A 26,779-nucleotide genomic window follows, 5' to 3' on the forward strand; every position below is an offset into this window, starting at 1 on the left:
ATCTATTTAATAGACTTTCATAATGTGATTTTATTAAAGCATGCAGGTTACTATCTATATCATCTTTTTTCATAACAGATTCTAAAACTTTAGGCAGTGTGTCTTCATAAGGCAAAAGGGGGATAAAATTTGGTATTTTTACAACATGCTTACCGCTTCTTTGCCATTTTAGCAATTCTTGTTCGTTTAAGAATACAATGCAGTCAAATAGATTATTTTTCTTTTTCCATTTTTTAATCACAGAATGCACGATTTTAATATATTTTGTGTTTTTAACTCTAAATCGTGGATAGAAAAAAGCAAAATCAGATTCTATAATGATATCATAATCCCTGTATCTATTCATACGATAATTAATCACTAAAGGCTTTATCCAACGCCATAAAATCCGCTTTAATCCGCGATAATCCTTATGTATATCATCAAAGTTATGTAGATAGCTTACGCTTACTTTTGGATTAATAGGGTAGGCATAAGGCTCTTTTTCACTTATATCAGTATAATATGAAACAATGCCTATTTCATAGCCCTTAATCTCACAAAGTGCATTACAAAGGTTAATAACAACTCTCTCACTCCCGCCCCTGCATGCAACATTATGAAGTGTAAATAGAATCCGCATAAATCACTGCTTAACACTATTGTTTAATACCAAGTAAGGTTTCAATCATTCTATCAATTGTAGTGATTACCTTTGCGTTTGCTGCATAGCCGCCTTGAAATTTTATAAGATTTACCATCTCTTCATCAACACTTACTTGTGAGATTGCTAAATGCTCTTTTTTAATCGCTTCTAATACACTTTTCTTTGTATCAAGTGTGATTTTTACTTCTTGTGTTTGATTAGCTACTGCACCTGTTGTGTATTGATAAAATTCATTTAGCTTCATGTGCTTTTTATCAAGCTTATTTTGATAAAACTCAACCTCATCGTATTGTAACTGCTGCATCATATTTGCTATATCAAAGTTACCACTAACTGGCATAAGCCATGGGCGAATCTTTGTTGGGTCTTTTCTATACTCTCTCTCAAGATTAATGCTAGAGGCATCATTACCAGAGAAAAAGCGATTGATACCAAATGCACCTGTGAAATTTGTGCCTTCATCTTTTAAGCCGACATAAAGCCCTTTTGTTGGATACTTTGAAGTGATTTTAAACTGCCTTGCATCATCATCATAATATGCTTGAAAGTAGTCATCAAAGTCATCTAGGGCGTTATTGTTATTGTTATCATCAGTATTTGCGTTTATTTGCTTGACTATATCGTGCATAGTTGTTGGCACATCAATGTGAATGTCCTTTTTTGCTAATACCTCGCCATTTGCGTTATAGGCATAGAGCGTAAATTTACCCATTTTGATATTATAGTTTGTATCTCTCAAAGCTTCATTTTTACCGATTTCTAAAATATCGCTTTTTATAGAATCTGTCCCGCTTTGTGCGTATATTGTATTTGTAGATTCTATAAGCCCTCTAGCAAAGCTATCAAGTAGATTCATATAATATTGCAATTTACCGACTTTTGTGCCTTCATAGCCATTGTTGTATAAATCAATCAAAGCACCGACTTTTCCCTCGTCCATGCGGTCTGTAATATCTACATCTTTAAAGTCATAACCGCGTATATAAAGCCTATTTAGCCCTGCTGCATTATTGCTTTTATTTAGCACAATAGGGTGAAAGTTTGCCCCATCAATAAAGCTAAAGCCATGCCCTACGCTAAAGTTATAGTCTTCATCAAAGTCGGCTGCTTGAGATCCTACAAGATTATTTGCTTTTAACTTACCTTTAAAAACATTGCCACCTAGTATCTCTTTTAAACGAAACTCTAATTCATCTCTTCTATCACGCAATTCATTTGCTTGTTTTAAGGTAAGGCTATCTTCCATTTCTTTCATTTTCTTATTGATTTCAGCGATTTGCGCTCCAAGCTTATTGGCGTCATTAATCTGTGCTTCCATCTCTTCGCTTTTTTTGCGTTGTAAGATTAAAAGCTTTTCTTTTGTATCATTAAGATTTCGTGTGAGAATCATCGCATTTTTTGCTAATACCTGCTTTTGTGCGGTATCATTTGGGTTTTGTGCTATATCTTTCCATGAGTTAAAATACTCTTCTAAATCATTATAGATTCCCACGCCCTCTACATCGGGGAAGAATGTGCTTGCTTCACGCAAAGTGGTAAATTCTGTATCAAAAAAGTTATGTTCTGTTGCTGCCCTTGAATAGCGAGAGAATACAAACTCATCATGCAATCTCTGTATAGAATCAACATTAACCCCACGACCAAGATTATAATCTGGAAAATAAAGTGGTGCTTCAGGATGGACTATAACCCTTTGTCTTGTGTAAAATTCATCACTTGCATTGGCAATGTTGTTACCCGTTACATCAACCATAAGCTGGTGTGCATGTAAGCCCGTTGTGCTTGTGTGTAATGATGATAAAATACCGCCCATAATGTCCCCCTTACGCTTGGATTCTTAATAGTTGGCTTTGTTCTACGCGACTTTTATAGTCGGCTTTTTCACGCGGGATAAGTCTATCAGCAATAGAAGTGTAAAACTCACTCACTGCAAAAACCATGCGTGCATAATGCGTATTAATGCTTTTGAGTTCTTCTAGTGTTTTACGCATATCTGCTAGAAGTGTATTTGCCCTCTCATCTAGAATCTCTGTTAATTTTAAATGCGGATTATTTTGTGTAAGCTGTAACATCTCTTGGTCTATCATGCTTTTTGCAAGCTCAAACTCTCTAATTGTTGAAGCTTTTAAAGCACCGCGTTCAAAAACTACTTCATGATTTGCCGCTTTTACATCTTCAATATCACTATGTGTGTAAGCAATGAGTGATTGCAATTTAGCGATTGCGTCAGTAAGATATGTATGGAGTGTTTCTGTCTTTATCATAGTCCAACCCTAGTAATGAAGTCAAACAGACAGAAACTAAAATTTGTAGAGATTTATGAAATCTAAGATTTATTAAAATTTGTTGCTTAAACCTTATCGCAAGACATAACCTTACAAAATAGAATCCTAATAGAATCCTGCCCTGATAGAATCCTGCAGAAGTCTAAGCAACAGAAACTTAAAAATCTTAGTGAAGCTAAAAAGCTTATTCTCTGTATCTGCTAGATTCTCTAATCCCCTAGATACTCTAGCATAATGTAGAATCTGTCCTTATACTAGAGATTAAGCAAACTTTGTGCCATTTTTTCAGAAGTTGCAGCTAAATTGATTTGATAGTTACCATTTTTAATATCTTCTTTAAGTTGGGCGATTCTATCGCTATGCTTTTTATCGCCAACATTTGAGAATAGACCATTTTCTTGCTGCTTATTTTCAACGCTTTTTTCATAATTGCGGTTTATATCATTTCGTTCTCTTGCTTGAGTTTGCTGAACGGAAGCCGCTATACTGCTAGCAATTCTCATATTTGTCTCCTTACAAAAGATTTTCTTACTAAATCGGCTAAAATATAAAAAATTCAAGTGTCCTACTGAATTTTGTGCTGAAATTTTATTGAATCTTTTTATTCATTTCTGATTGAAAATTCTCCACCGTAGTCGTGCCACCTTGTGATTTTCCACCGCTATATGAATTTGCCCCCTTATATGTATAAAAGAGAATAAACGCCATTGCGTAAAGAAAACACACAAAAACTATGGTAGGATAAATCCAATTTCGCACATTCTAGCCTTTAAACTTGTGAAATTAAGATTTATATACAAAAAAAAGATATAATCTAACCTTTATTTCACTTATGACACTCTTAAATAAGAGTATCTCAAACATAATGTTAGCAAATATAATACCAAAATTCTAACATATTTTAATTTTTTTGTGAAGTATTTTAAAAAAGGAAAGTAAAAGAGTAATGAATATTTTTTGCAAAATCATACTTCTATACTGCGTTGCGATGAATATAGCAGTATTTGGCACAGAAAGCCAAGATTTATTAGGTAAAGATTCATCAAGTAAAGATTCTCAAAATACAGATAATAGCACAAAAGAGATAGAATCTAAAGTCTCAAAGCCCACAAAAACAAATGGATTCTACGCAACCTACACAGAGCAGTATAAATGGGAGTATGGCTCAACTTTCTTGGGCTTTTTAGCAAAAAATAATATCTCTGAAAAGACATATTATAACCTTAGCCCAGAAGATAAAGAGTTAGTCGCTGATGTAAAAACAGATAGTGATGTGTTTGTTGTGCGTGATTCTTTAGGGAATCTGGTGCAGGCTTTTTTGTCATTAAATGCAGACACACAGGTGCATATTTTCTATGATTTTGCAAAAGAGCAATACAGCCTTGAGATTATTCCCATTATTTCAATACAATTAGAACAAAAAGTTGTAGCACAAATCCAAGATGGTGGCGGACCATCAAGTGCATTATATGGAGCAACGCAAGACCCAAAGCTAAATCAAGAGTTCATCGCCGCATATAAAATGCGTCAAGTCGTGCAAAAAGGCGATAGAATCGCAGCAGTCTATCTAAGACAATACAGACTAGGAAAGCCAATTGGTGCTCCCGATATAAAGTCCATTGCTGTGGAATCTAATAAGAAATTTCAATATCTATTTGGATATAAAAACCGCTATTACGATTTAGATGGAAAAGAGATGGCAAACTTCTTTTTAATTACACCCGTTAAATATCGCAGAATAAGCTCTAGATTCTCATCAGGGCGAAGACACCCCGTTTTAGGCTATGTGCGTCCGCATTATGGCGTGGATTATGCTGCTATTACAGGCACACCAATCTATGCAGCAGGTGAGGGAAGGATTACTTTTTCTGGGGTAAAAGGTGGGTATGGTAAGGTTGTAGAGATTAATCACTCTGGTGGGATTAAAACCCTATATGCCCACATGAGTAAAATTGCAAAAAGTAGTCGTGTTGGCACTTATGTGAGACAAGGCACATATATAGGTAATGTCGGTAGCACGGGACTTAGCACAGGACCGCATTTACATTTTGGCGTGTATAAGAATAACAAGCCTATTAATCCATTAGGACAGATTAAAACCGCACGCAGTGAGTTAAGCGGAAAGGATAAAAAAGCCTTTAGCGAGTTTGCAAAGGAAGCAAAAGAAATACTTGATACATTTGTGAAAAATGCGGCATTTAATAACAATACCTTTGTGATACAAAAAACCCTTATCCATGATGACTCATTAGATGAAGATTCTGATGAGATTGAGTATAACGACACCACAAGCGATAATACTCCACAATAAAGGAATGCTATGCCAACAAACATGCTTTACTACAAAGGACAAGATACACCCCTGCCACTTCCAAACACACCAGAAATTCTTAGTATAAGCCCACTCACAACTTCAAAATACCTGCAATTACAACAAATAAGATTCAAAGAAAACAATGATATAAAAGTGTGGGATATTGCAAATGCCAATGATAGCGTTGCAATTTTGCTTTATAATAAGGACAAAGATGGCTTTATCCTTGTGCGACAATTTAGAGTAAGTGTATTTTTGAAAAATCCCTTGCATGGCTTTATGTATGAGCTATGTGCAGGATTATGCGATAAAGATATTAGCCCAAACGAGATTGCAGTCCAAGAGATACAGGAAGAATGCGGTTATCATGTAGAAGCAAACAAGCTAGTTTTAATCAATCAATTTTATAGTAGCGTAGGTATGAATGGAGCGCGTCAATATCTCTTTTATGCAGAAGTAAGCGACCAAGATAGAGTGAGTGAGGGTGGTGGCAATAAAGATGAGCAAGAATATATTGACATTATCTTTGTGCCAAGAGAGCTTATACATGAATTCTTACAAGATTCTAAATGCCCTACAACACAATCTTTTGTGTATGCGATTTTATGGTTTGAACGACAAAATTTTCCTACAAGACAAGAGAATATTCAACAGATACCTAAAACTGAACTTGACAGATTCGAGAAGATTAAAGAACTTGAAAATGAGTTAAAAATAAAGCAAATGTATCTTAAGGAAATTGAATGTTGTGGTGATGCTGATATGGGGATACACTAGGTTGTGATTTTGATGATGCTTTTTGGGAATCAGTCCACATAAAAAGATCATTAGAAAAAGAAATAGATGAAATAAAAACAAAGCTTAGTGATATTAAGGATGAAGCCAATAATGCATAAATTTAGAATCAACAACAAAAAGTATGTATATGAGTTACTAGAATCTATTTTGATATAGCAGTAAAATTCAGTTTAATAACCAAGCAGCCATTCTGTCAAAGCAGAAAAGTTATATTTAATCAAAATGTGATATAAAAATTGAAATCTAAAGTTAATTGGTTGGACTATTAATCAATCTTCAATACCGCAAGGAATGCCTCTTGTGGGATTTCGACTTTGCCGATTGCTTTAAGTCGTTTTTTACCCTCTTTTTGCTTTTCTAGAAGTTTTCTTTTTCGTGTAATATCCCCGCCATAGCATTTTGCGGTTACATTTTTACCCATAGATTTCACGGTCTCCCTTGCGATTACTTTATTGCCAATACTTGCTTGAATAGCCACTTCAAAAAGCTGTCTTGGCACAATCTCTTTCATCGCAGATACAAGTGCCTTGCCTCTCTCATAACTCTTGCTTTTATCCACGATAACACTTAAAGCATCAACAACTTCCCCTGCCACACGCACATCAAGCTTTATGAGATTACCCTCTCTATACTCAATCGGCTCATAATCAAAACTCGCATAGCCTTTAGTCTGTGATTTCAGCTTATCATAAAAATCCATAATGATTTCATTGCTTGGCAGGGCATAGGTTAGCATAACGCGATTTTCATTCAAATACTCCATATTCTCTTGCACGCCTCGCTTGTTATTCAGCAGCACGATGATATTACCTAAAAACTCACTTGGCGTAATGATAGTAGCTCTTACAAATGGCTCTTTTATACAAGCAATCCTTTGTTCTGGTGGCAACTCGCTTGGATTTTGCACCATAACCATGCTGCCATCTGTTAAATGCACTTCATATACAACAGTCGGTGCTGATGCGATTAAATCAAGTCCAAACTCTCGCTCTAATCGCTCTTTGACAACCTCCATGTGTAAAAGCCCTAAAAACCCAACGCGAAATCCAAAGCCAAGTGCCACACTGCTTTCTGGCTCAAACTGCAAGGCAGAATCATTAAGCTTTAATTTATTCAAAGCATCGCGTAAATCCTCAAACTTATCTGTATCAATAGGATAGATACCTGCAAATACAAAGGGCTTTGCTGGCATAAAGCCCTCTATTGCTTCACTCGTTGGATTCTCAAGTAAAGTAATAGTATCGCCAACCGCCATTTCTGTAACACTTTTTAACCCAAGATTTAATATCCCAATCTCGCCACTTTTTAGAATCTCGCTATTTTGCTTATGAAGCGGATGCGGATAGGCTAGCCCTAAGACTTGATAGGCATTATTTGAACTCATCGTTTTTACCATATCACCCTTTTTTATCTGTCCCTCCATGATTCTAATAAGCCCTAATGCCCCTAAATAGTTATCAAACCATGAATCATACACAAGGGCTTTAAGCGGTTTAGAATCATCAATATGTGGTGGCGGGATAAGTGTAACAATGCTTTCTAATAAAGATTCTATGCCTTGCCCAGTCTTTGCACTCACAAGCACCGCATTAGAGCAATCAAGTCCTAAAATACTCTCAATCTCTGCGATAACTCGCTCGGGCTGTGCGGCTGGTAAGTCAATCTTATTTATCACAGGGATAATCTCAAGGTTATTTTCAAGGGCGATATAGACATTTGCGATAGTTTGGGCTTGTATGCCTTGACTTGCATCAACGACAAGCAGCACACCCTCACATGACTTCAATGAACGCGACACTTCATAGCTAAAATCCACATGTCCGGGCGTATCAATGAGATTTAGAATATAGGTTTGCCCCCCTTGCTGATATAAAAGCCTCGCACTTTGGGCTTTGATAGTAATGCCCCTTTCTTTTTCAATATCCATGGTATCCATCATTTGTGTGCTTACCTCACGCTTAGATACACTGCCACATGCTTGCAGCAAACAATCAGCAATGGTGCTTTTACCATGGTCGATATGGGCTATGATAGAGAAATTTCGAATATTACTTTGCATGTTATACCTTATAGAATCTAAAATGCGACAACGGAGTGCCATAAATATTATGTCTTATGTAAATGGCTAAAAGGCTAGATTCTATCAAAAATATACATGATTGTCAAAATATCTTTTATTTAGGGTTTTATTGCATGGATATTTCTTTATGTTTTATTATATTACAGGTTATAGTTCATAAGACTTTTATGTTGTTATGTGCGTTGCTGTAACTTGATAGGCAAAGATTATAATGCCTTTCCTTGCCTAGAATACCACATTTTGTGGAGACAAATCATTAAAGCTTATGAATTACGACTCGCCCATCATGCGTGTTACAAGTCGTTTCATTTTTTCATCGACTTTTTTGTTAGCATTGTGTATTTGTGTAGTCATTCTCTCCCATGCTTCTTGCGATGAGAGTCCGCCATCTTTTGCTGGGACTTTTTGATATTCACCATCGCTTTTCAATTCATATCTTTGCATAGTGTCATTTAACTGCAAGGTCAGAATCTGCATGAGTTTTTCTGCTACGCGTTTATTTATCGCTGGTGTGAGTAGCTCCACTCTACGCTCTAAGTTTCTTGGCATAATGTCTGCACTTGCAAAGTAAATGTTTGTTTTTGCGTGCTTGAAATAATAGATTCTAGCATGTTCTAAATATTTGCCAACGATAGAATATACATTGATATTTTCGCTCAATCCTGTAACGCCGGGCTTCAAGCAGCATATACCGCGTATGATGAGATCCACTTTTACGCCCGCTTGTGATGCTTTATATAACGCATTTATAATGTCAATATCTACACATGCGTTTGCTTTCATAATGATTTTACCTTGTTCTTTATGTGCGATTTCGTCATTGATTAATTGCAAAAGGTGCTTTTTTATCTGCGTTGGCGCACTATATAGCGTATCAAGTGTAGCGCGTTTAGAGCTACCCGCAGAGAGTGAGTGAAAGAATTTTACCGCATCTTTTGCAAAGGCTGGATTTGCACTAAGCAAACTCACATCTGTGTAAATTTTTGCAGTTTGTGCGTTGTAATTACCAGAGCTTAGATGCACATATTCATGCAATTTATCCCCCTTTTTTCGAATGACAAGGGCTATTTTTGCATGCACTTTTAGATTTGGCACACCATAGATTACATGTGCCCCAGCAGATTCTAAAGCCTTTGCCCAGTGAAGATTATTTTCTTCATCAAAGCGCGCTTTTAGCTCAACAAGCACGGTTACCTGCTTGACCTCAGCGGCTTCTGTCAGGGCTTTAACAATGGGCGATTTTGCTCCTACACGATAAAGTGTCATGCGGATAGATAGCACATCAGGGTCTTTTGCTGCTTGTTGTATAAACTGCACGATGGGATCAAAGCTCTCAAATGGGTGAAATAGCAATATATCCTCTTTTTCAATGCAATCAAAAATATTCACAGAATCATCAAGTGGTGGCAAAGTCTTTGCTACATATTGTGGCAAGGTAAGATATGCGTATTCTTTTAATCCTACAAGCTCCCAAAAGGCATTCATGCCAATAGGCGTTTTATATGTATAGACATCTTCTTTTGGCACTTTCAACTGGGTATTGATAAAATCTAGCAATTTTGTATATTCGCTCTCTTTGTTCGCACTGCCGACTTCAAGTCGCACAATCTCGCCTTTTTTCCTTGCCCGTAAGCCCTCGCTCATAAGCGCGATAAAGTCATCTGCCTCATCTTCTTCTATCTCCATATCCGCATTTCTTGTAACTCTAAATGGCAGATACGCAAGTGTCTCATAGCCCTCAAATAGCTCACTTGCAAACTCCCCAACAATGCTTTCAGTAAATACAAAAGAGTCGTGATTCACACGCACAAAACGCTTCAAAACGCGTGATATACGCACCATGCCATACTTTATCTCATTTGTTTCCTTATTTTTTAGTGTTAGGGCTATGGCAAAGCTTAGATTATTAAGATGGGGGAATGGATGCACAGAATCTACAACGATAGGCACGATAATGGGATACAAATAGGTCTTAAAATATTTGTGCATCTCCTGCTTTGTTCTAGAATCAAGCTCATCAAAATTGCGTAAAATAAGCTTTTCTGTCGCAAGTGATTTCTTAATATCATTATACAGATTTGCAATAATATCTTTTTCTTTGTTGATGTATGTGCGTATGGCATTTAGCTGCTCTAAAGGCGTGAGTTTATCAGCCCCGCTCTCAATAACACCATTTGCAAAAAGTCTCTGCAAACCAGCTACTCTTATCATGTAAAACTCATCAAGATTTGTGCTATAAATCGCTAGAAACTTTAGTCGCTCAAGTAGGGGCAACTTTGTATTCTTTGCCTCATTTAAAACGCGTGTGTTAAATCTTAGCCAACTCAACTCGCGGTTAAAATACATGTCTTTTTTTGCGATTTCTGCGTTTGTCTGTTTATCCTTTTGCATACCACTCTCCTTATATCTTTCTTATATTTTACATTATTTTTTGAATTTCACAGAGATTTTATGCAATTATGACTATTTTATAAGCATATAGTTATAAATTTTGATATGTATTTTAAGAAAATGTGGTAGGGATAAAGATTCTAAATAGTTAGAATCTTGATGTTTATTGTAAATTTGTAGAGATAAGACAGGATTAGAATCTACAAAAAGATTTTACAATTTCTAACTTGTATGCTAAAATCTGCTTACACTAGATTCTAAGCATGGAATCTAGTGTCATGTAGGTATTCACAAGGGACTTATACAATAATGCTTTGCACGAATGCAAACTAGCAACTATAAGTTGAGATAAACTCAAATGGATGTGGTCTTGCTTCCCAGGGCCAGATTTCTGTTTCAAACTTATATGCTTTATATACTTGTAAAAAGTCTTCGCTAAAGACATTGCCCTCTTTTAGATATTCTCTATCAGCAAGCATTTCTTCAATAGCACTACGCAATGTGTGCGGTAATTGCTTGATACCTTTATCTCTAATTTCATCAAGGCTTAATTCAAAAAGATTAATATCCATAGGCTCACCCGGATTTGTCTTTTTTATAATGCCATCAAGTCCTGCCATAAATAGACTAGCAAAGGCTAGATAAGGATTACTCGAGCTATCTGGGAATCTAAACTCCATTCTTTTTGCTTTCTCCCCTTGATTGTATGGAATCCTAACACTTGCACTTCTATTTTGCGCAGAATATGTTAGAATGCTTGGGGCTTCAAAGCCCGGTATCAGCCTTTTGTATGAATTTGTGCTAGCATTTGTGAAGGCTGCTACACTTCTTGCATGTTTCAACACACCGCCTAAAAAATGCAATGCCATTTCGCTAAGCCCTTGATATTTATCACCTGCAAAGCAATTTTTACCATCTTTCCATATACTGATATGCACATGCATACCGCTGCCATTATCGCCATATAAGGGCTTTGGCATGAAGGTAGCGGTTTTGCCATTTAGATGTGCTACCATTTTTACGACATATTTTAGCTTTTGCACATTATCTGCTGCTTCTATCATATTGCCAAAACGCACACCGATTTCACACTGCCCTTGTGCGACTTCATGATGCACGACAAATGTTTCTAGCCCCACTTGATTTAGCACTTTTACCATTTCTGCACGAATATCTACTAAGGAATCCACAGGGGCAACGGGAAAATATCCACCTTTTAAGCCGGGTCTGTGTCCTATATTACTCCCACCTTCAAATGTCCTATCTCTATTCCATTCTCCATCTTCTGTATCCACCTCATAATATTGACAATTTACAGAATCTCGCATTTTAATGCTATCAAATACGAAAAATTCATTTTCAGGTCCAAAATACGCACTATCGCCAATGCCTAAATCAACTAAATGTCGCATAGCTCTTTTGACAATACTTCTAGGGCATTTCTCATAAGGCTCATTTTTATAAATATCCCAAATATCACAGAATACCACGATTGTAGTATCCGCAGTAAAAGGATCGATAAAATATCGCACAAGCTCTGGGATAAGTATCATATCAGATTTATTAATAGGCTGCCATGCTGCAAGGCTTGAGCCATCAAATGGAATGCCCACTTTAAAGGTATCAGAATCAATGGCTGACATTGAGAAGCTTATATGATGCCAAGTCCCTTTTATATCTGTGAATCTAAAATCTACAAATTCTACTTCATTTGCTTTACAAAAATCAAAAAAAATCTCAATAGATTCTGGTGTGTTATGTGTGCTAGTCATACTTAAGACTCCTTTTTTATTGCTAAAGCGGGATTATAGCATTTTACATAGAATAAAAAATAAATAGCCTATAAAATGCACTAAAGCCCTAGCAAATAGAGAATATCACATTAGACTTTATGATAAAAATTTCTCTTTAAAGCTCGCCACAAAGACAACTAAAATGATAATAGGGATAATATATTTCACATATAAAAACCAAATATTTACAATGCCTGCATATTTTTCGCTTCCTTGCAATATTTCTTGCTTTGCTTCATCTTTAAGCACCCAACCTACAAAGATAGCACAACCAAGGGAAGTAAAGATAAAAAATATAGTCGCACTAATATCATCAAAAGCATCAAATATACTCTTTCCTAGAATCTTTATATCACTCCATGCGTTATCACCCAAGATTGAGGGGATATTACCAAGCACAAACACCACACTTAAAACAAGGAATACCGCTACTTTTTTATTCATACCAAATTTCTCTTCTGACACAACGATTAAAACTTGAAAATTTGGCAACGAAGTCGTAAATGCCGCAAGCATAAGCAAGCAGAAAAATGCAACCATAAAAATCGTGCCACCATGCATTTTAGAAAACACAATAGGCAAACTCTCAAATACAAGGCTAGGACCAGCAGCAGGATCTACACCAAAGCTAAAGAGTGATGGAAAAATCATAAAGCCAGCTACAACTGCAATTAAAGTATTAACAACACCAGTAGTCACAGAGGTTTTAATAAGCTGTTCATTCTTATGCAAATGCGATGAGAGCGTAATCATAACGCCAAATCCAAGCGATAATGCAAAGAATACTTGCCCCAATACTACGATAAATAAATCAAGTGTGATTTTACTAAAATCCGGTGTTAAGTAGTATCTAATGCCCTCCATAGCACCATCTAAAGTAACATTTCGTATAACCATGCCAATCATAAGGCAGAAAAGAAGCGGCATGAGAATCTTTGCGGCTTTTTCGATTCCATTGATAACACCGCGAGTTAAAACAATATAGTTTGCCAAAACAAAAAAGAAAGTAGCAATACTTACTGCAAGTGGTGCATGAACGACACTAGATTCCCAAAATGCCTTTGTCTCACTAGCAGAAAGCGTATGCGAGAGAGAAAGTGAGCCTGTTATACTATTAAAAATATAGTTTAAAACCCAACCGCCAATCACCATGTAATACGCCATAATACCAAAACAGCCAATCAGCCCAGTAATACCTATAATCTTCCAAAGTGGCGATATAGGTTTGCCATTTGCTGTGCCACTAAAGCAATCAAAAGAGTTTTTATGCATGCGTCTGCCAATCGCATTTTCAACAAGAATCATAGGGATTCCGATTAGAATCATCGCTATACAAAATGTAAGCACATACGCACCACCACCATTTTGCCCGACCATATAGGGGAAACGCCATGTAGCCCCAAAGCCTATTGTCGCACCAGCAACGGTTAAAATATATGCGAGTTGAGAACTCCAAACAGGTCTTTGCATACTAATCCTTATTATGTAAAATGTCAAATCATTTAAGTAACTTGATAATCAATCATGATTCATTTATGTAAATAAATATGATAAACAAGATTATCAAAAAATAACAAAAAAGCTTATTTTTACAAAAAGTAACATAATAGAATCTATGTCATAAGAATAATGTTTTATGTAAAAGCAAATCGCTTGATTGCTATCATAAATGTAGAATAAAGTAAAAACTGCATGTTATAAACGCCAATAAGACAAAAGTAATAGATCTATAATATTGTGAATATTGAAAAAATTATTACCAATTTACACAGACAGAAAATATAGATTCTGCAACAAATAAAAATATTTCATCTTCCCAAAGGGTCAATATGGTAATAAACATGTGCTAGATTTCCATATAGCTCAATTACACCTATGACCAGCACACACTGCAATAAGCTATACAATACGATTAACAACACGAGATTTATTGTGAATCTAGAATTCAAGATAAAGCTAATCCAATAGGACTAAATTCAATAGCCCATAGGTGCGTTGTGGAGAGAAAAAGTGTAGGGTTATGCTTGCGGTTGTGCGTCTGTATCTTGCGGATAGTAGTTAGCTATTGGTTCTGCGAGTTTGTAATGTGGGTATTTAATGCTATCAAGGACGATTTGAGCCATAGTGAGATTATCAAAGTTAAAAACTAAAGGTGCAAGGAAATTAATCGTTGAGCGTTCAATTGGATTTTGCATAACCATGATATTAGCGGTTAGAATATTTTTACTATTTTCTAAATCAAGCAATAGTTTTAATGCCATAGGCACTTCAAATTCATAAGTTTCGCGTAAAACAAATGGATTAACTAGAGTAAAAATTGGTGTCGCATCATCAGCATTTGTTAATCGCAGAAAAACTTCATCAAGCTTTTCTAGCTTCATCTTATTAACATGCTCAAAACCTAAAATTGGCGACTTGACTTCAAAAATCATAACACTCTCCGAGATTAACATTATAAGTTGCGAATGCTACATACACAATGCTTTTAGTATTTCTTAAGCCCTTAAAGCTATATAGCAAAACGAATATTTTACCAAAAAGTTTATAAATATGCAAACATAACACGAATTTTTTATATAATATCGTTTATTTTTTAAGCGGAGTTTATTTTGCAAAATAAAACACTTTACAATACATTTTCTTCCTATTCTACCATGTTATTATGCCTATTTTTATCATGTTTGTTTATGGCATGTAGTAATAAGGATAAAGAAGTTGTCTATAATCAACCAGCAAGTTTTTGGTATGAGGGAATCTTTAAAAACATACGACTTGGGAATCTAGAGACAGCTGATAGCTACTTTTCTTCCTTACAAAGCGAGCATTTAAACTCGCCACTTATACCAGAGGCAATGTTAGCCTTAGGACAAGCTCATTTAAGTAATGAAGAATATATTTTATCGGACTTTTATTTTAAAGAGTATTTAAAGCGATATGGAAATGCAAATAATGCCGATTATATTAGCTTTTTGCGGTTAAAATCGCATTTATACGCATTTAAAAACGCTTCAAAAGATCAACAATTTATGACAAATTCTATAATCTTAATACAAGAATTTATGGAGAAATATCCAAATAGCAGATACATGCCTTTCGTGCATGAAATGGAAGTAAAATTTGTGCTAGGGCAAAATGAGCTGAATAAGGCTATTGCAAGAGTGTATGAAAAAAACGATCAAAAAGAAGCAGAACAGATATATAAGGAAAGAATAGATTCGGACTTGCAGAAAGCCACAAAGCCAACACCATCAAAGGTGCCATGGTATATGGTGCTACTTAACTGGTAGAAAATATATAAATACAAAGAAAGGATTATTATGGATAAAGAAAATGAAGCATTAGTTACATTGCCTGTCGTTGTAGAAGAAGAAATGTTTGTATTTCCTTTTATCATTGCCCCCATTTTTATCTCGGATAAAGCAAATATAGCAGCCGTGCAAAAGGCTCAAAAAGGTAATGAAAATATATTTGTAGTATGTGCGAAAAATAATCCAAAAGATAATGATGTGCCATTCTATGATGTGGGCGTTGTGGGTAAAATCATGCGTAAGGTGAGTTTGCCTGATGGGCGTATAAAGATTCTATTTCAAGGAATTTCAAAGGGCAAAATCACAGAGATTATCAATGTGGAGCCACTAGAAGCACAGATTGAAGTCATCACTTATAAGCCAAGCAATAAGCAGACAATAGACGCACTTCTAGCAGTGTTTATGGAAAAGATTAATGCCTTAGCACATTTAAGTCAAAACATTTCGCCTGATTTATTACGCAATATTGAAAGCACAGATGATCCAAATAAAGTTGTAGATTTAGTAACTTCTACTTTGCGATTAAAAAAGGAACAAAGCTATATTCTATTCTCTAGCAATGATACAGAAGATAGGCTTATGCTTGCTACTCAAATGGTGCTAGAAGAGATTGAAACACAAAAATTACAAAAAGATATAAAATCAAAAGTGCATACAAAAATGGATCAAATTAATCGCGAATTTTTCCTAAAAGAGCAATTAAAACAGATTCAAAAAGAATTAGGTATTGATAAACAACGAGATGAAGAGATAGACCAATATTATAGCAAACTAGAAGAGTTAAAAAGCGGTATGCACGAAGACGCATATAAAGAGATTAAAAAGCAAATCGATAGACTATCCCGCGCTCATCCTGATAGCTCTGATGCAAATATGGTGCAAAACTATGTAGAATGGATGCTAGAGATTCCATTTACAAGTGTGAGTAGTAAAAAATTAAGCATTAAAAATGTAGAAAAACAATTGAGTAGCGATCATTACTCACTCGTTGATGCAAAGCAAAGGATAGTAGAGTATTTTGCAGTCAAACAGCTTTTAGAGCAAAGAGCAAAAGATAAAGCAAGTGAATCTAAAGAATCTACAAAAAAAATAGAATCTAAAAAAGAAGAGTTAAAAGAAGATTCTAAAACTGATGAGACTATCAATACAAATGAAAAGCATAAAGGCACTATCCTTTGCTTTTATGGTGCGCCCGGTGTGGGTAAAACTAGCCTTGCAAACTCAATAGCAACAGCACTTAATAGACCGCTTGTAAGGATTGCACTAGGTGGTTTAGAAGATGTGAATGAATTAAGGGGGCATAGACGCACTTATCTAGGCTCAATGCCGGGTAGAATCGTGCAAGGCTTAATAGATTCTAAAAAGATGAATCCAGTCGTTGTGCTTGATGAAATCGATAAGATTGTAAGGGGAGTAAGGGGCGATCCTACAAGTGTGCTTTTAGAGATTCTAGACCCAGAGCAGAATGTGAGTTTTAGAGACTATTACGCAAACTTTAGCATAGATTTATCGCAAGTCGTATTTATCGCAACGGCAAATGATATTTCACTCATTCCAGCACCGCTTAGAGATAGAATGGAGTTTATAGAAATCAGCAGCTACACACCGCAGGAAAAATACGAAATAGCAAAAAAATATCTCATTCCACAAGAGATTAAAAATCATGGCTTACGACCAGATGAGATAAAAATCTCTAAAGATGCGATAGAGACCATTATCCACAATTACACAAGGGAAGCAGGGGTAAGGAATCTCCGCAGGAAAATCGCACAAATCATGCGTAAAGCCGCAGTCGAGATTCTAAGCAATAAGGCACAGACTATACAAGTAGGCGTGAAAGATTTAACAAGACTATTGAAAAAAAGTGTATTTGAGATTGACAAAGCAGAGAGAAAGCCAAGGCTTGGTGTAGTCAATGGACTAGCATGGACGGCAGTCGGCGGCGATGTATTAAAGATTGAGGCATTATCCCTGCTTGGTAAGGGTAATCTAAAACTCACAGGGCAATTAGGCGATGTGATGAAAGAATCTGCTTATATCGCTTACTCTGTTGTGAAAAATAGACTTGATAATACCCTGCAAAAAGACTTTAAAAAGTTGAATGCTAAATCAAGCAATACAGAATCTACAAAAGATACAGAATCTAATGTCTATAAAAGCCCCACAGAAACGCTTGATATTCACCTGCATGTCCCAGAGGGTGCTACGCCAAAAGATGGTCCTAGTGCTGGCATTACTATGGCGTGTGCTATTGCCTCAATCCTATTTGATAAAAATGTAAGGCAAGATGTAGCAATGACGGGCGAGCTTAACCTTAGCGGTGAAGTCCTGCCTATTGGAGGGCTTAAAGAAAAGCTTATAGCAGCCTATAAAGCAGATATTAAAAAAGCTCTAATCCCGCTTAAAAACTACAAAAGAGATTTAGAAGATATACCAAAAGAAGTGCAGCAAAACCTAGAAATAATTGCCGTCCAAAACATTGATGAAGTCTTTAAACATGTGCTTTTGTAGATTCTAAGCTATTTTAAAGAATTAGAATCTCTGTAAGTTTAGAGTCTTTTTTGAAATCTGTCTAGTAAGATGATAAGTAACACCGAGATTCTATAATTCTTATAGAATCTATTCTTCACAACTTTATTTTTTGTAATAAATTTAAAATCTTTACTTAATGTATCTCAAATCTACACTTTCATAAGCAATGGCGAATCTTTTGGTGCATTTTAACAAAATTTTAGATTCCATGATATTAGATGTTTCACCTTTTTCAAAGGCCTAACATGACAACAAGTAGATTCCAATATCATTCTCCACACTAAAAGGTAGATTTTCTAATCATTTTATAAAGCCCGTTTTTAGATGATCTAAACTCATATAAGGGTAATGATAGATTTCAAGCAACCGTTGTGCCAAAAGCGTTTTGCCTGTATGGCTTTCCCCACCGATTAGAATTATCATAGTTTTCCTTTCTATTGTCTTAGCATATTTTTTGTATTATGGCATAAACAATTCACACAAAAGGACACAAATGCTAACCAAACTCGCGCTTATCAGCTTAGGTGGTGGTATAGGGGCGGCGTTACGCTTTTATGTAGGCTATGGTGTTGTATCTATTTTGCCAAGTCAATATCTGCATTATAGCTTCATAGCGACATTTTGCATCAATATGTTAGCGTGTTTTGGTATAGGGCTATGTGTGGCGATGATAAAAGGGCAAGATTCACTCTTATTTGTGTTTCTTACTATCGGTTTGCTTGGGGGATTTAGCACATTTTCTACCTTTAGTCTAGAAGTGCTAAAACTCCTGCAAAATCATTGTATCCTTACTGCAATGCTTTATATGCTACTCTCTAATATATGTGGAATCTTATGTGTGTATTTAGGCTATGTGTTTAAGGGCTAGATTCTATAAAGCTTTAAGATTCTAGCCTTTCACATACTTTTGCAAATGCGCTTTGTATTCGTTTATGTATCGCTCTATTTGCGGATTTTTCACCACATAGCCTAACATCTAGTGTAGCTCAAGGGGAAATGTGAGATTCTTATTACCAACTAGATATGATAAGTAGCTGAAAAATTTGTTATACTTCTGCTTTTTGTAATCACAAAGGAATGCAATGGCAAGAAATGAGGTAAAAACAGATTCTTGGGTGAGGGATTTATTAAAGGTTGCAAACATACCTTTTGCAGAGCAGGGAGGAGGAACTAAAGAGCTAGATGAAGCGTTTAAAACTGCTTCCAAAGCCCTTAGCGGTAAAGCAGGCTATCCAGACTTTTGTGCGGTGGTAAAAGACTTTGTATTTGTGTTTGAAAACAAAGCAGATATAGATAAGCATTGCAAACTAGATTCAAAAAATTGCATTGATTTAGAAAATGCAGATTCTGTAAAAAATTATGCCGTTAATGGTGCGATTCATTATGGCAAACACTTAGCCAAACACACAAATTATAAAAAGATTATTGCCATAGCTGTAAGTGGCAATGAAAAACGCCATAAAATCACGCCTTATTTCATCAATGAAAATGGCTTTGTAACTAAGGATTTAAAAGATTTAGAAGACTTTATTGTCTTTAATGAATATAATATTGAAGAATACTATACTAAAGAGATTCTAAAAGAACAAACTAACCAAGAGAAAACAACAGAGCAACTTCTAAAAGATGCGAAAGAATTACACGAAGATTTACGCAACTATGGCAATTTACGCGATACTGAAAAGCCTATTGTGGTTTCTGGTATTTTACTTGCCCTAGAAGAGATAAAGTATAAAAACTTTGATTTAGAGCGACTAAATACAGATAAGCAAAAAAGCGATGGGATAAAAATCTATGAAGCCATAGCAGATAATTTAAAACGCGCAAATGTCCGCCCTGAAGTGAAAAAAGATAAATTATTAAGTCAATTCTCTATCATAAAAGATACACCAAAAATCAATGAAACTAACAGCACCTTAGGCAAAACACCGCTAAAACATTACACAGAATTTCTCTATAAACGCATTTATCAAAATATTAAATACACGCAAACAAGCGAGGATATTTTAGGATTATTTTATAGCGAATTTATGAAATATGGCGGTGGCGATGGACAGACTTTAGGCATTATACTAACCCCTAAGCATATTTGTGAGCTTTTTTGTGATTTAGTGGAGTTAAAACCTAATGATGTTGTATTTGATCCTTGTTGTGGAACGGCTGGATTTTTGATCGCTGCTATGCATAATATGCTTTCACAAGTTACAGATGAGACACAAAGGCAACATATCAAAGAAAATCAACTTTTTGGCATAGAAGAAAAGCCTGATATGTTTTGCATTGCCACGACTAATATGATTGTGCGTGGTGATGGTAAAAGTAATTTAGAAAATAAAGACTTTTTAAAGCAAAATCCCTTTGAGCTTCAAAAAGATATAGCCGCAAGCATTGGTATGATGAATCCGCCCTATTCTCAAGGCAGCAAGGCAAATCCAAATCTTTATGAAATCGCCTTTAGCGAACAGCTTTTAGATTCTCTCACTAAGGGTGCAAAAGCGATTGTGATAATCCCGCAAAGTGCCGTTACAGGAAAAAGCAAAGAAGAAAAGGCGATTAAAGCAAATATTTTAAAAAAGCATACCCTAGAAGGTGTCATCACTTGTAATAAAAATACTTTCTATGGTGTAGGCACAAACCCTTGTATAGCCATATTTACTGCGTGGATTCCACACCATAAAGACAAGATTTGCAAATTTATAAATTACGAAGATGATGGCTTTGAAGTACAAAAGCATAAAGGCTTAGTAGAAACTATACACGCTAAAGATAAAAAGGCACATTTGCTAAAAGTCTGGCGTGATGAAATGGAAGCAGAATCTAAATTTTGCGTGAAAACTACCATAGAAGCAGAAGATGAATGGCTACACAGCTTTTATTATTTTAATGATGAGATTCCAAAATACGAAGATTTTGATAAAACAATGGCGGATTATCTCACATTTGAATTTAATATGATAACGCACGGACGTGGATATTTATTTGGTTTAGAGGGAGATGATGATAGATAAAGAAATATATCAACGACTTTTTTCACAAAAAAGACTAGATAGCTATGCGGATTTGAAAGAACATTTAGATAATTTTAAGTTAATAAACTCTATCGCAGCAAAAATGGGGCTTATAGAAATTGTGCTAAGAAATAGCATTGATTATGTGGTAAGCATAAATGATAATGAGTGGATTTTAAAATCTCTTTTAAATACCAAGTTAGCCCATCATCAAGCATTATCGCAACAGAGTTTGGGCTTTTGGCTAAGAGTGGTGGATTTTTACAAGATTCACAATCAGCTTTTTACAAATAAGTTTTTAAAAAGCTTAGATTTTAAGCGGTATTTTATGGGGAATAAGAATAAGGGCTTAAGAGATTATCAAAAAGTAAGTTTGTTGTTGCTACTTTTTAAAAATTTACGCAATAGGGCATTTCATTTTGAGAATCTCTACAAGCTAAATAATGATAACAAGCCACGATTAAGTGCGTCTATACAAAATAAAAACAAACAAAAAATGATTATAAATCTAGCAACAGAAAATATTGAAATCTTTTTAGATGATATATTGATGGGTTTAGTAGAAAAATCTTTAGAAAGAATAGGGGAAAAGGATCCCCTCGAAACAAAAAGAATTATAGCAGAATTAAATCAAGGAATCAAGTAAGGAGACAATATGAATGTAGATTCTATGAAATGGGGCGAGTTTAAAATTTGTGATTTGTTTGAGATTGTAGGCACTTATACTACGCACCCAAGAGAGCTTATGCCAAATGGTAGAACACCTAGAATAACTTGTGCAGCAACCAACAATGGATTAGACAACACTTATCAAAATGTAGCCACAGAAAAAGGTGGAGTTTTAAGTGTGGATAGTGCAACTATAGGCTATATAGCTTACCAAGAAAACGACTTTATAGCGACCGACCATATAGAAAAGATAATGCTTAAAAATGGTAAGACTATGAATCGTTATGTTGGATTATTTATTAAGCAGTGTATTGATAATGCTGTTTTGCAAAAATATGGATATGGATATAAATTTTCACAAACTAGAATTAAAAAACAAATTATTAAACTCCCCATAGATTCTAAAGGTAATCCACACTATGAATTTATGGAATCTTTTATGAAAAACTTAGAGCAAAAACATTTAAGAAAAATCATAAAATACTATGAAAATAAACTTTTAGATTCTAATGGGGGGGGGGGGGTAATATTTGCCACCCACCTTATCTTACTGAATCTTCACTTTGCTATACCGATTCCATATCCTGCCATACTGATTTTTTATCGTGTCATACCGATCTTTTGCCTTGTCATACTGAGCAAAGCGAAGTATCCCAAAGACATAACGAACAATCCCACACTTTTACAACAAAGCAAAACCTTGCAACTTTCCTTGAGGGTAGCCTAATGGAAATTGCAAAGAATGAATTAAGTTTAGAATCTGTGCAGTGGGGCGAGTTTATTGTTGGCGAGATTTTCAAAATAACAAATTCAAAGCCCTATCATAAAAATAATTTACAAGTAGGCAAAGGAAAAACGCCCTATATTACTAGAACTTCTTTTAATAATGGTTTGGAAGACATCGTAGAAAATGAAAACTTCTCTTTAAACCCAAAAGATACGATTAGTTTGGGTGCTGAAAATGCTGACTTTTTCTATCAAGGCATAGAATACATTACAGGCAATAAAATGTATTATCTTAGCAATGAAAGGATTAATAGATATACAGGGTTATTTATCGCACAAGTTTTGCAAAAAAGCATTGAAAGTTGTGGTTTTGGATATGGAAAAGGCTTAACAGGCACAAGATTACACAATAGAAAAATAATGCTTCCCACAGATTCTAAAGGTAATCCACACTATGAATTTATGGAATCTTTTATGAAAAACTTAGAGCAAAAGCATTTGCAAAAAATCTTAGCTTATTATACACATAAACTAGATTCTAGCGGGGGGGGGGGGTAATACCCTTTGATTATAATGATTATTGTGCTTTTATAGAATCTAGTAGGCAAGATTCTACCTTTTCTTATACTTGCAACCTTGATAAATTGCAATGGAGAGAGTTTTATTTCTATAAAATTTTCCATAAAATAAAACGCGGTAAAAGACTGATTAAAAAGCACCAAATAAATGGTAAAACACCCTATATTTCTTCTAGCTCTATCAATAATGGCGTGGATAATTTTATCGATAATGATAAAGAAGTAAGGAAGTTTCAAAACTGCATTAGCCTTGCGAATAGTGGGAGCGTGGGAAGTGCATTTTTTCACCAATATGAATTTATAGGGAGCGACCATATCACAACGCTTGAAAATACAACATTTAGCCCATATATTTATTTGTTTATGTTGCCTTTAATTCAAAGGTTAAGCGAGAAATATAGCTTTAATCGTGAGATTAATGATGTGAGAATCAAAAGAGAAAAGTTGGTTTTACCCATAGATTCTAAAGGCAATCCAAACTACGCTTTTATGGAATCTTTTATGAAAAACTTAGAGCAAAAGCATTTAAAAAAAATCATAAAATACTATGAAAATAAACTTTTAGATTCTAAAATAAAAGCCTAGCATCAATCAAAGAATCTAGCAAAAGTTAAAATCCCCTTAGCTCTTAACCCTTTCCAATCGCATTCTAAATAGCATTGTAGCCACGCCCATAGATAAAAGCACAATGGCACAAAGGGCGGTGTATTGCGTATTAAGCAGTGAAATGCAAAGTCCGCATAGAGCCACGCCTGTGCTTAAGCCGATATTTGCCGATGAGACAAACAAGCCATTTGCAAAATCAGGGGCTTGTGGATAGGGGTGCGTTATCACATAATGCACGGAATTATTCACAATGCCGACCAAGATTCCAAGTAGCACCGCAAATATAAGCAGCACAACCCCTTGCTTTGCAAACACAAATATCAACGCATATAAACATATCATTCCAAGCAAAGTCGCAAGAATGGTAGCGTTTGCATTTTTAGCCAGTGTCTTTCCAGCGATGATATTACCCACGATATTCATACTGCCATACACCGCAAACACAATGCTAATAAAATCAAACGACACTTGTGTAATGCTATGTAAAAAGTCCGAAAAATAGGAATAAAATCCAAAAACCCCAGCATTCACGCACACAACTGCAAAGATAGACACCCATAAAAATGGAAATTTGAGAATCTCTAATTGCGTAGTGATTTTGGGGGCTTCATTGTTTGTCATATTTGGCACAAAAAGTAGGGTAGCAAGAAATGCAAGGCTTGTGCAAAGGGTGAAAAACCCCATCGCAAAAGCAAAGGAATAATTCCCTCCTAAAAAACTTGCAATAGGCACACCCAAAACCATACCAGCACTTATCCCAGCAAACACCCTTGCAGTAGCCTTTAGGGCTTCTTGCTTGTTTTGAGAAAGACGCGTTGCCATACTTAAGGCAAGGGCGATATAAATAGGGAGAAAAAACGCAGGAATAATGCGAAAAATAAGCAACGCCCAAAAGCTATCCACAAACGCTGCTGCTAAAGAAGTGAGACTAAAGATAGCAAGAGAGATAAGCATAAGCAATTTTGGCTTAATCTTTGAGCCAAGCAAAGGGGCAATAGGCGCACAAAACACAACCACAAGCGAAAATACACTCACACTCCAGCCCACATCATCAATGGATACGCTAAATTTCTGTGCCACAATGGGGATAATCCCATCATTCCAAGCTCTGTGCTGATAATCCCAAACAAACCAAAACATAAAATCCACAATAAAAAATTATGATTCATCTTTTTCCTTTTCGTATAAAAATAAATGTGAGGTGAAAATTAAGGAAAAAATATGCTAAAAGAAGCTAAAAATGCACTAGATAAAGTCATTATAAAATCAAGAATCCACTTTTACAAACCGATTCAAATTGCCGAGATTCTTTATCGTGATAGAATCTTTGGCGATATAGATTTAAGTAATCTTGAGACATACAGAACCAAAAGTAAAGCTTGGAGAGATGAAGTTTGTATCGCTCTGCTTGGTAGAATCTCTACAAGTTCGGCAAAATTCCAAGATGATTTATTCAATGCAATTCCCCCCAAAATCATAGCAGAGCTGGGAAAATTTAATAGAGAACATAATGGAGTAGTTGAAAGCTATATCTATAATAAATTCATTGGCAAATATATACAACTTAACAATGCACTTAATTATTGTTTGAATACAGATAAAGCACATTTTGAGATTTCACATTTTATTAATTTATTTTGGTATGAGGCTGGATTAAAGCGCAGTTTGGATAAAGTCTATGAAATTATCACACATTCACTTTTTGATGTATTAGCACAAACTTTAGAATTAAGCATTACTCTCTCAATCAATCAAGATAAACTCAATATCTTAAAAGAGTTTGAAGATTTTGCACAATCTGTAATTTGCTTAGATTCTAACAATCTCTTTATCACACAAAAAGCACACATTTATAGAGTGGGTGTAACCAATGCAGCAGATAGAGGGCTTGATATGTATGCAAATTGGGGAGTAGCAATACAAATCAAACATTTAAGCCTTGATAGTGAATTAGCAGAAAGTATCGTATCTCATATTCAAAGTGATAGAATTGTTATTGTTTGTAAAGAAGCTGAAAAATCTGTCATTTTATCTTTACTTACGCAAATTGGCTGGAAAAATAAGATTCAAAGTATTATTACAGAATCTCATTTAATTGCTTGGTATGAAAAAGCAATGCGTGGTAGATATGCTAACTTACTTGGCGATAAGCTTTTAGAAACGCTTTGTTTAGAGATTACAGAGGAATTTCCCTCCGTAAAAGAATTACCTGAAATTCTTAAAAATAGATATTATGAGAGTTAAAGATGAATTCTAAAATACAATTATTTTTGCCCCCACGGTTTTTTGGAGAATGTAAGCAATAGAATCATCAACGAAGTAGAGGGCATTAATCGTGTAGTGCAGACAAACGCTTCTAAGATTCAGAAATAATAATGCTATTTTAAATGCTTCAGACACAGCTATGCAAAAATTTGCAAAGGAAACTTTGGGCTACACTCGCTCAAAAGGCTTGGATTTCATCGCAAGATTTAATGGGAAAATGATTATCGGTGAGGCAAAGTTTCTAAGTGATTTTGGCGGACATCAAAATGCCCAGCTTGAAGATGCAATGAGTTTGCTCAACACTTCTTTAACTCCAAATATTATTAAAGTAGCAATTTTAGATGGAGTATGTTATATTCAAGGTAAAAACAAAATGTTTGAGACACTCACAAGCATTTATCAAAATCACAATGTTTTGTCCGCTCTACTCCTAAGAGATTTTCTCTATCAGGTGTAGCAATGTTTGATTTTTTCAACTCTTTTCAATCTCCGCAAAGTGTTTTGCAACTCCCATTGAGTAAAGAATTACAAGGAGATTTCAATCAAAAAAATCTCCTTATTTTTGATGATAATCTTAACGCTATGCAAAATCTTCTACAAAATCCCTTGCAAAATCAAGTCAAAAGTTTTAAAAATAGCATTGATTTAGTCTATATTGACCCTCCATTTGGCACAAATCATATTTTTAGGCTAGGTAGCACAATGAGTGCGAGTTTGGATTCACAAATCGCCTATAAAGATAAATTTAGCCTAGAATCGTATTTAGAATTTCTCTATTAT

The 26,779-nt window shown here is 35.2% G+C and carries 22 protein-coding genes and 4 pseudogenes; 14 read left to right on the forward strand and 12 right to left on the reverse strand.

Annotated features, from left to right (window positions below):
* The 5 genes from T368_RS0107330 to T368_RS15475 all read right to left on the reverse strand — a co-directional run.
* Positions 1 to 622: glycosyltransferase family protein (locus tag T368_RS0107330; protein ID WP_027338394.1), on the reverse strand; the 622-nt coding region annotated here is incomplete at its 3' end.
* Positions 623 to 638: 16 nt separating this feature from the next.
* A complete protein-coding gene (flgK, locus tag T368_RS0107335) occupies positions 639 to 2,459 on the reverse strand; it encodes a flagellar hook-associated protein FlgK (RefSeq protein ID WP_004086063.1) in 1,821 nt (606 codons plus the stop codon).
* A 10-nt stretch (positions 2,460 to 2,469) separates the two neighbouring features.
* Positions 2,470 to 2,910 (reverse strand): hypothetical protein, encoded by a 441-nt coding sequence (locus tag T368_RS0107340; RefSeq protein WP_004086064.1) that lies wholly within the window; start codon positions 2,908 to 2,910, stop codon positions 2,470 to 2,472.
* Between the two features lie 275 nt (positions 2,911 to 3,185).
* Positions 3,186 to 3,434, reverse strand: coding sequence for a flagellar biosynthesis anti-sigma factor FlgM (locus T368_RS0107345; protein WP_004086065.1), 249 nt, complete (start codon positions 3,432 to 3,434; stop codon positions 3,186 to 3,188).
* Between the two features lie 85 nt (positions 3,435 to 3,519).
* Positions 3,520 to 3,690: a hypothetical protein gene (locus T368_RS15475; protein ID WP_155116633.1), complete on the reverse strand. Its 171-nt coding sequence runs from the start codon at positions 3,688 to 3,690 to the stop codon at positions 3,520 to 3,522.
* A gap of 187 nt (positions 3,691 to 3,877) precedes the next feature.
* Between T368_RS15475 and T368_RS13540 the strand changes: the two genes are divergently transcribed.
* Together T368_RS13540 and T368_RS13545 are read left to right on the forward strand one after the other, a co-directional pair.
* Positions 3,878 to 5,242: a peptidoglycan DD-metalloendopeptidase family protein gene (locus T368_RS13540; RefSeq protein ID WP_004086067.1), complete on the forward strand. Its 1,365-nt coding sequence runs from the start codon at positions 3,878 to 3,880 to the stop codon at positions 5,240 to 5,242.
* A 9-nt stretch (positions 5,243 to 5,251) separates the two neighbouring features.
* Positions 5,252 to 6,022 (forward strand): NUDIX domain-containing protein, encoded by a 771-nt coding sequence (locus T368_RS13545; protein ID WP_004086075.1) that lies wholly within the window; start codon positions 5,252 to 5,254, stop codon positions 6,020 to 6,022.
* A gap of 286 nt (positions 6,023 to 6,308) precedes the next feature.
* On the opposite strand, the gene lepA is transcribed toward T368_RS13545, so the two are convergent.
* From lepA to fliW, 5 genes are all read right to left on the reverse strand, one after another.
* The gene (gene lepA, locus T368_RS0107365) at positions 6,309 to 8,102 is read right to left on the reverse strand and encodes a translation elongation factor 4 (RefSeq protein WP_004086076.1); all 1,794 of its coding nucleotides are present in this window, start codon (positions 8,100 to 8,102) and stop codon (positions 6,309 to 6,311) included.
* Positions 8,103 to 8,393: 291 nt separating this feature from the next.
* On the reverse strand, positions 8,394 to 10,514 hold the full coding sequence (locus tag T368_RS0107370) for an RNA degradosome polyphosphate kinase (RefSeq protein WP_004086078.1): 2,121 nt from the start codon (positions 10,512 to 10,514) through the stop codon (positions 8,394 to 8,396).
* A gap of 329 nt (positions 10,515 to 10,843) precedes the next feature.
* The gene (gene glnA, locus T368_RS0107375) at positions 10,844 to 12,286 is read right to left on the reverse strand and encodes a type I glutamate--ammonia ligase (RefSeq protein WP_004086080.1); all 1,443 of its coding nucleotides are present in this window, start codon (positions 12,284 to 12,286) and stop codon (positions 10,844 to 10,846) included.
* Between the two features lie 117 nt (positions 12,287 to 12,403).
* Positions 12,404 to 13,777 (reverse strand): sodium-dependent transporter, encoded by a 1,374-nt coding sequence (locus T368_RS0107380; RefSeq protein ID WP_004086082.1) that lies wholly within the window; start codon positions 13,775 to 13,777, stop codon positions 12,404 to 12,406.
* 548 nt (positions 13,778 to 14,325) lie between these two features.
* The gene (gene fliW, locus T368_RS0107385) at positions 14,326 to 14,739 is read right to left on the reverse strand and encodes a flagellar assembly protein FliW (RefSeq protein ID WP_004086083.1); all 414 of its coding nucleotides are present in this window, start codon (positions 14,737 to 14,739) and stop codon (positions 14,326 to 14,328) included.
* Positions 14,740 to 14,961: 222 nt separating this feature from the next.
* Here fliW and T368_RS0107390 point away from each other — a divergent pair, with 222 nt between their 5' ends.
* Positions 14,962 to 15,594, forward strand: a complete 633-nt coding sequence (locus T368_RS0107390) for an outer membrane protein assembly factor BamD (RefSeq protein ID WP_051053853.1) — start codon at positions 14,962 to 14,964, stop codon at positions 15,592 to 15,594.
* 30 nt (positions 15,595 to 15,624) lie between these two features.
* The gene (lon, locus tag T368_RS0107395; protein WP_004086086.1) at positions 15,625 to 18,126 is read left to right on the forward strand and encodes an endopeptidase La; all 2,502 of its coding nucleotides are present in this window, start codon (positions 15,625 to 15,627) and stop codon (positions 18,124 to 18,126) included.
* 321 nt (positions 18,127 to 18,447) lie between these two features.
* On the opposite strand, the gene T368_RS17150 is transcribed toward lon, so the two are convergent.
* Positions 18,448 to 18,570 carry a hypothetical protein gene (locus T368_RS17150; RefSeq protein WP_004086088.1) on the reverse strand — a complete coding sequence of 41 codons (123 nt, stop codon included), beginning with the start codon at positions 18,568 to 18,570 and terminating at the stop codon, positions 18,448 to 18,450.
* 70 nt (positions 18,571 to 18,640) lie between these two features.
* Between T368_RS17150 and T368_RS0107405 the strand changes: the two genes are divergently transcribed.
* The 6 genes from T368_RS0107405 to T368_RS16355 all read left to right on the forward strand — a co-directional run bounded on the left by T368_RS0107405 (position 18,641) and on the right by T368_RS16355 (position 23,713).
* Positions 18,641 to 19,015 (forward strand): fluoride efflux transporter FluC, encoded by a 375-nt coding sequence (locus T368_RS0107405; RefSeq protein ID WP_004086096.1) that lies wholly within the window; start codon positions 18,641 to 18,643, stop codon positions 19,013 to 19,015.
* A gap of 214 nt (positions 19,016 to 19,229) precedes the next feature.
* Positions 19,230 to 21,155, forward strand: coding sequence for an HsdM family class I SAM-dependent methyltransferase (locus tag T368_RS0107410; RefSeq protein ID WP_004086098.1), 1,926 nt, complete (start codon positions 19,230 to 19,232; stop codon positions 21,153 to 21,155).
* The gene (locus T368_RS0107415; RefSeq protein WP_004086099.1) at positions 21,145 to 21,801 is read left to right on the forward strand and encodes a hypothetical protein; all 657 of its coding nucleotides are present in this window, start codon (positions 21,145 to 21,147) and stop codon (positions 21,799 to 21,801) included. The genes T368_RS0107410 and T368_RS0107415 overlap by 11 nt, the downstream gene beginning before the upstream one ends.
* A gap of 9 nt (positions 21,802 to 21,810) precedes the next feature.
* Positions 21,811 to 22,551: a restriction endonuclease subunit S gene (locus T368_RS0107420; RefSeq protein WP_027338398.1), complete on the forward strand. Its 741-nt coding sequence runs from the start codon at positions 21,811 to 21,813 to the stop codon at positions 22,549 to 22,551.
* Positions 22,551 to 23,108 (forward strand): restriction endonuclease subunit S, encoded by a 558-nt coding sequence (locus T368_RS16350; protein ID WP_080695797.1) that lies wholly within the window; start codon positions 22,551 to 22,553, stop codon positions 23,106 to 23,108. Before T368_RS0107420 ends, T368_RS16350 begins: the two co-directional genes overlap by 1 nt.
* Before the next feature lie 86 nt (positions 23,109 to 23,194).
* On the forward strand, positions 23,195 to 23,713 hold the full coding sequence (locus T368_RS16355; protein ID WP_004086105.1) for a restriction endonuclease subunit S: 519 nt from the start codon (positions 23,195 to 23,197) through the stop codon (positions 23,711 to 23,713).
* Positions 23,714 to 23,749: 36 nt separating this feature from the next.
* Here T368_RS16355 and T368_RS13555 read toward each other — a convergent pair.
* Positions 23,750 to 24,903: pseudogene (locus tag T368_RS13555) on the reverse strand (MFS transporter).
* Between the two features lie 52 nt (positions 24,904 to 24,955).
* Here T368_RS13555 and T368_RS0107435 point away from each other — a divergent pair.
* The 4 genes and pseudogenes from T368_RS0107435 to T368_RS0107445 form a co-directional block, all read left to right on the forward strand.
* The gene (locus T368_RS0107435; protein ID WP_004086108.1) at positions 24,956 to 25,978 is read left to right on the forward strand and encodes a HaeII family restriction endonuclease; all 1,023 of its coding nucleotides are present in this window, start codon (positions 24,956 to 24,958) and stop codon (positions 25,976 to 25,978) included.
* 30 nt (positions 25,979 to 26,008) lie between these two features.
* Positions 26,009 to 26,107: pseudogene (locus tag T368_RS14955) on the forward strand (GMP synthase (glutamine-hydrolyzing)); the annotation flags it as partial.
* Positions 26,106 to 26,456: pseudogene (locus T368_RS13560) on the forward strand (restriction endonuclease); the annotation flags it as partial. The pseudogenes T368_RS14955 and T368_RS13560, both read left to right, overlap by 2 nt.
* Before the next feature lie 2 nt (positions 26,457 to 26,458).
* Positions 26,459 to 26,779: pseudogene (locus T368_RS0107445) on the forward strand (DNA methyltransferase); the annotation flags it as partial.

This window comes from Helicobacter bilis ATCC 51630, from assembly GCF_000686565.1.
Classification (GTDB): Bacteria; Campylobacterota; Campylobacteria; order Campylobacterales; family Helicobacteraceae; genus Helicobacter_A; species Helicobacter_A bilis.

What these genes read in the sequence shown, in the direction of transcription:
- T368_RS0107390 (WP_051053853.1), top strand. Translation starts at nt 14,962, where the DNA reads ATGTTATTATGCCTATTTTTATCATGTTTGTTTATGGCATGTAGTAAT.
- fliW (WP_004086083.1), bottom strand. Translation starts at nt 14,739, where the DNA reads ATGATTTTTGAAGTCAAGTCGCCAATTTTAGGTTTTGAGCATGTTAAT.
- glnA (WP_004086080.1), bottom strand. Translation starts at nt 12,286, where the DNA reads ATGACTAGCACACATAACACACCAGAATCTATTGAGATTTTTTTTGAT.
- T368_RS13540 (WP_004086067.1), top strand. Translation starts at nt 3,878, where the DNA reads ATGAATATTTTTTGCAAAATCATACTTCTATACTGCGTTGCGATGAAT.
- T368_RS13545 (WP_004086075.1), top strand. Translation starts at nt 5,252, where the DNA reads ATGCCAACAAACATGCTTTACTACAAAGGACAAGATACACCCCTGCCA.
- lon (WP_004086086.1), top strand. Translation starts at nt 15,625, where the DNA reads ATGGATAAAGAAAATGAAGCATTAGTTACATTGCCTGTCGTTGTAGAA.
- T368_RS17150 (WP_004086088.1), bottom strand. Translation starts at nt 18,570, where the DNA reads ATGATAATTCTAATCGGTGGGGAAAGCCATACAGGCAAAACGCTTTTG.
- T368_RS16350 (WP_080695797.1), top strand. Translation starts at nt 22,551, where the DNA reads ATGGAAATTGCAAAGAATGAATTAAGTTTAGAATCTGTGCAGTGGGGC.
- T368_RS0107420 (WP_027338398.1), top strand. Translation starts at nt 21,811, where the DNA reads ATGAATGTAGATTCTATGAAATGGGGCGAGTTTAAAATTTGTGATTTG.
- T368_RS0107415 (WP_004086099.1), top strand. Translation starts at nt 21,145, where the DNA reads ATGATAGATAAAGAAATATATCAACGACTTTTTTCACAAAAAAGACTA.
- T368_RS0107370 (WP_004086078.1), bottom strand. Translation starts at nt 10,514, where the DNA reads ATGCAAAAGGATAAACAGACAAACGCAGAAATCGCAAAAAAAGACATG.
- T368_RS0107410 (WP_004086098.1), top strand. Translation starts at nt 19,230, where the DNA reads ATGGCAAGAAATGAGGTAAAAACAGATTCTTGGGTGAGGGATTTATTA.
- T368_RS0107345 (WP_004086065.1), bottom strand. Translation starts at nt 3,434, where the DNA reads ATGAGAATTGCTAGCAGTATAGCGGCTTCCGTTCAGCAAACTCAAGCA.
- T368_RS0107340 (WP_004086064.1), bottom strand. Translation starts at nt 2,910, where the DNA reads ATGATAAAGACAGAAACACTCCATACATATCTTACTGACGCAATCGCT.
- flgK (WP_004086063.1), bottom strand. Translation starts at nt 2,459, where the DNA reads ATGGGCGGTATTTTATCATCATTACACACAAGCACAACGGGCTTACAT.
- T368_RS0107380 (WP_004086082.1), bottom strand. Translation starts at nt 13,777, where the DNA reads ATGCAAAGACCTGTTTGGAGTTCTCAACTCGCATATATTTTAACCGTT.
- lepA (WP_004086076.1), bottom strand. Translation starts at nt 8,102, where the DNA reads ATGCAAAGTAATATTCGAAATTTCTCTATCATAGCCCATATCGACCAT.
- T368_RS0107435 (WP_004086108.1), top strand. Translation starts at nt 24,956, where the DNA reads ATGCTAAAAGAAGCTAAAAATGCACTAGATAAAGTCATTATAAAATCA.
- T368_RS0107405 (WP_004086096.1), top strand. Translation starts at nt 18,641, where the DNA reads ATGCTAACCAAACTCGCGCTTATCAGCTTAGGTGGTGGTATAGGGGCG.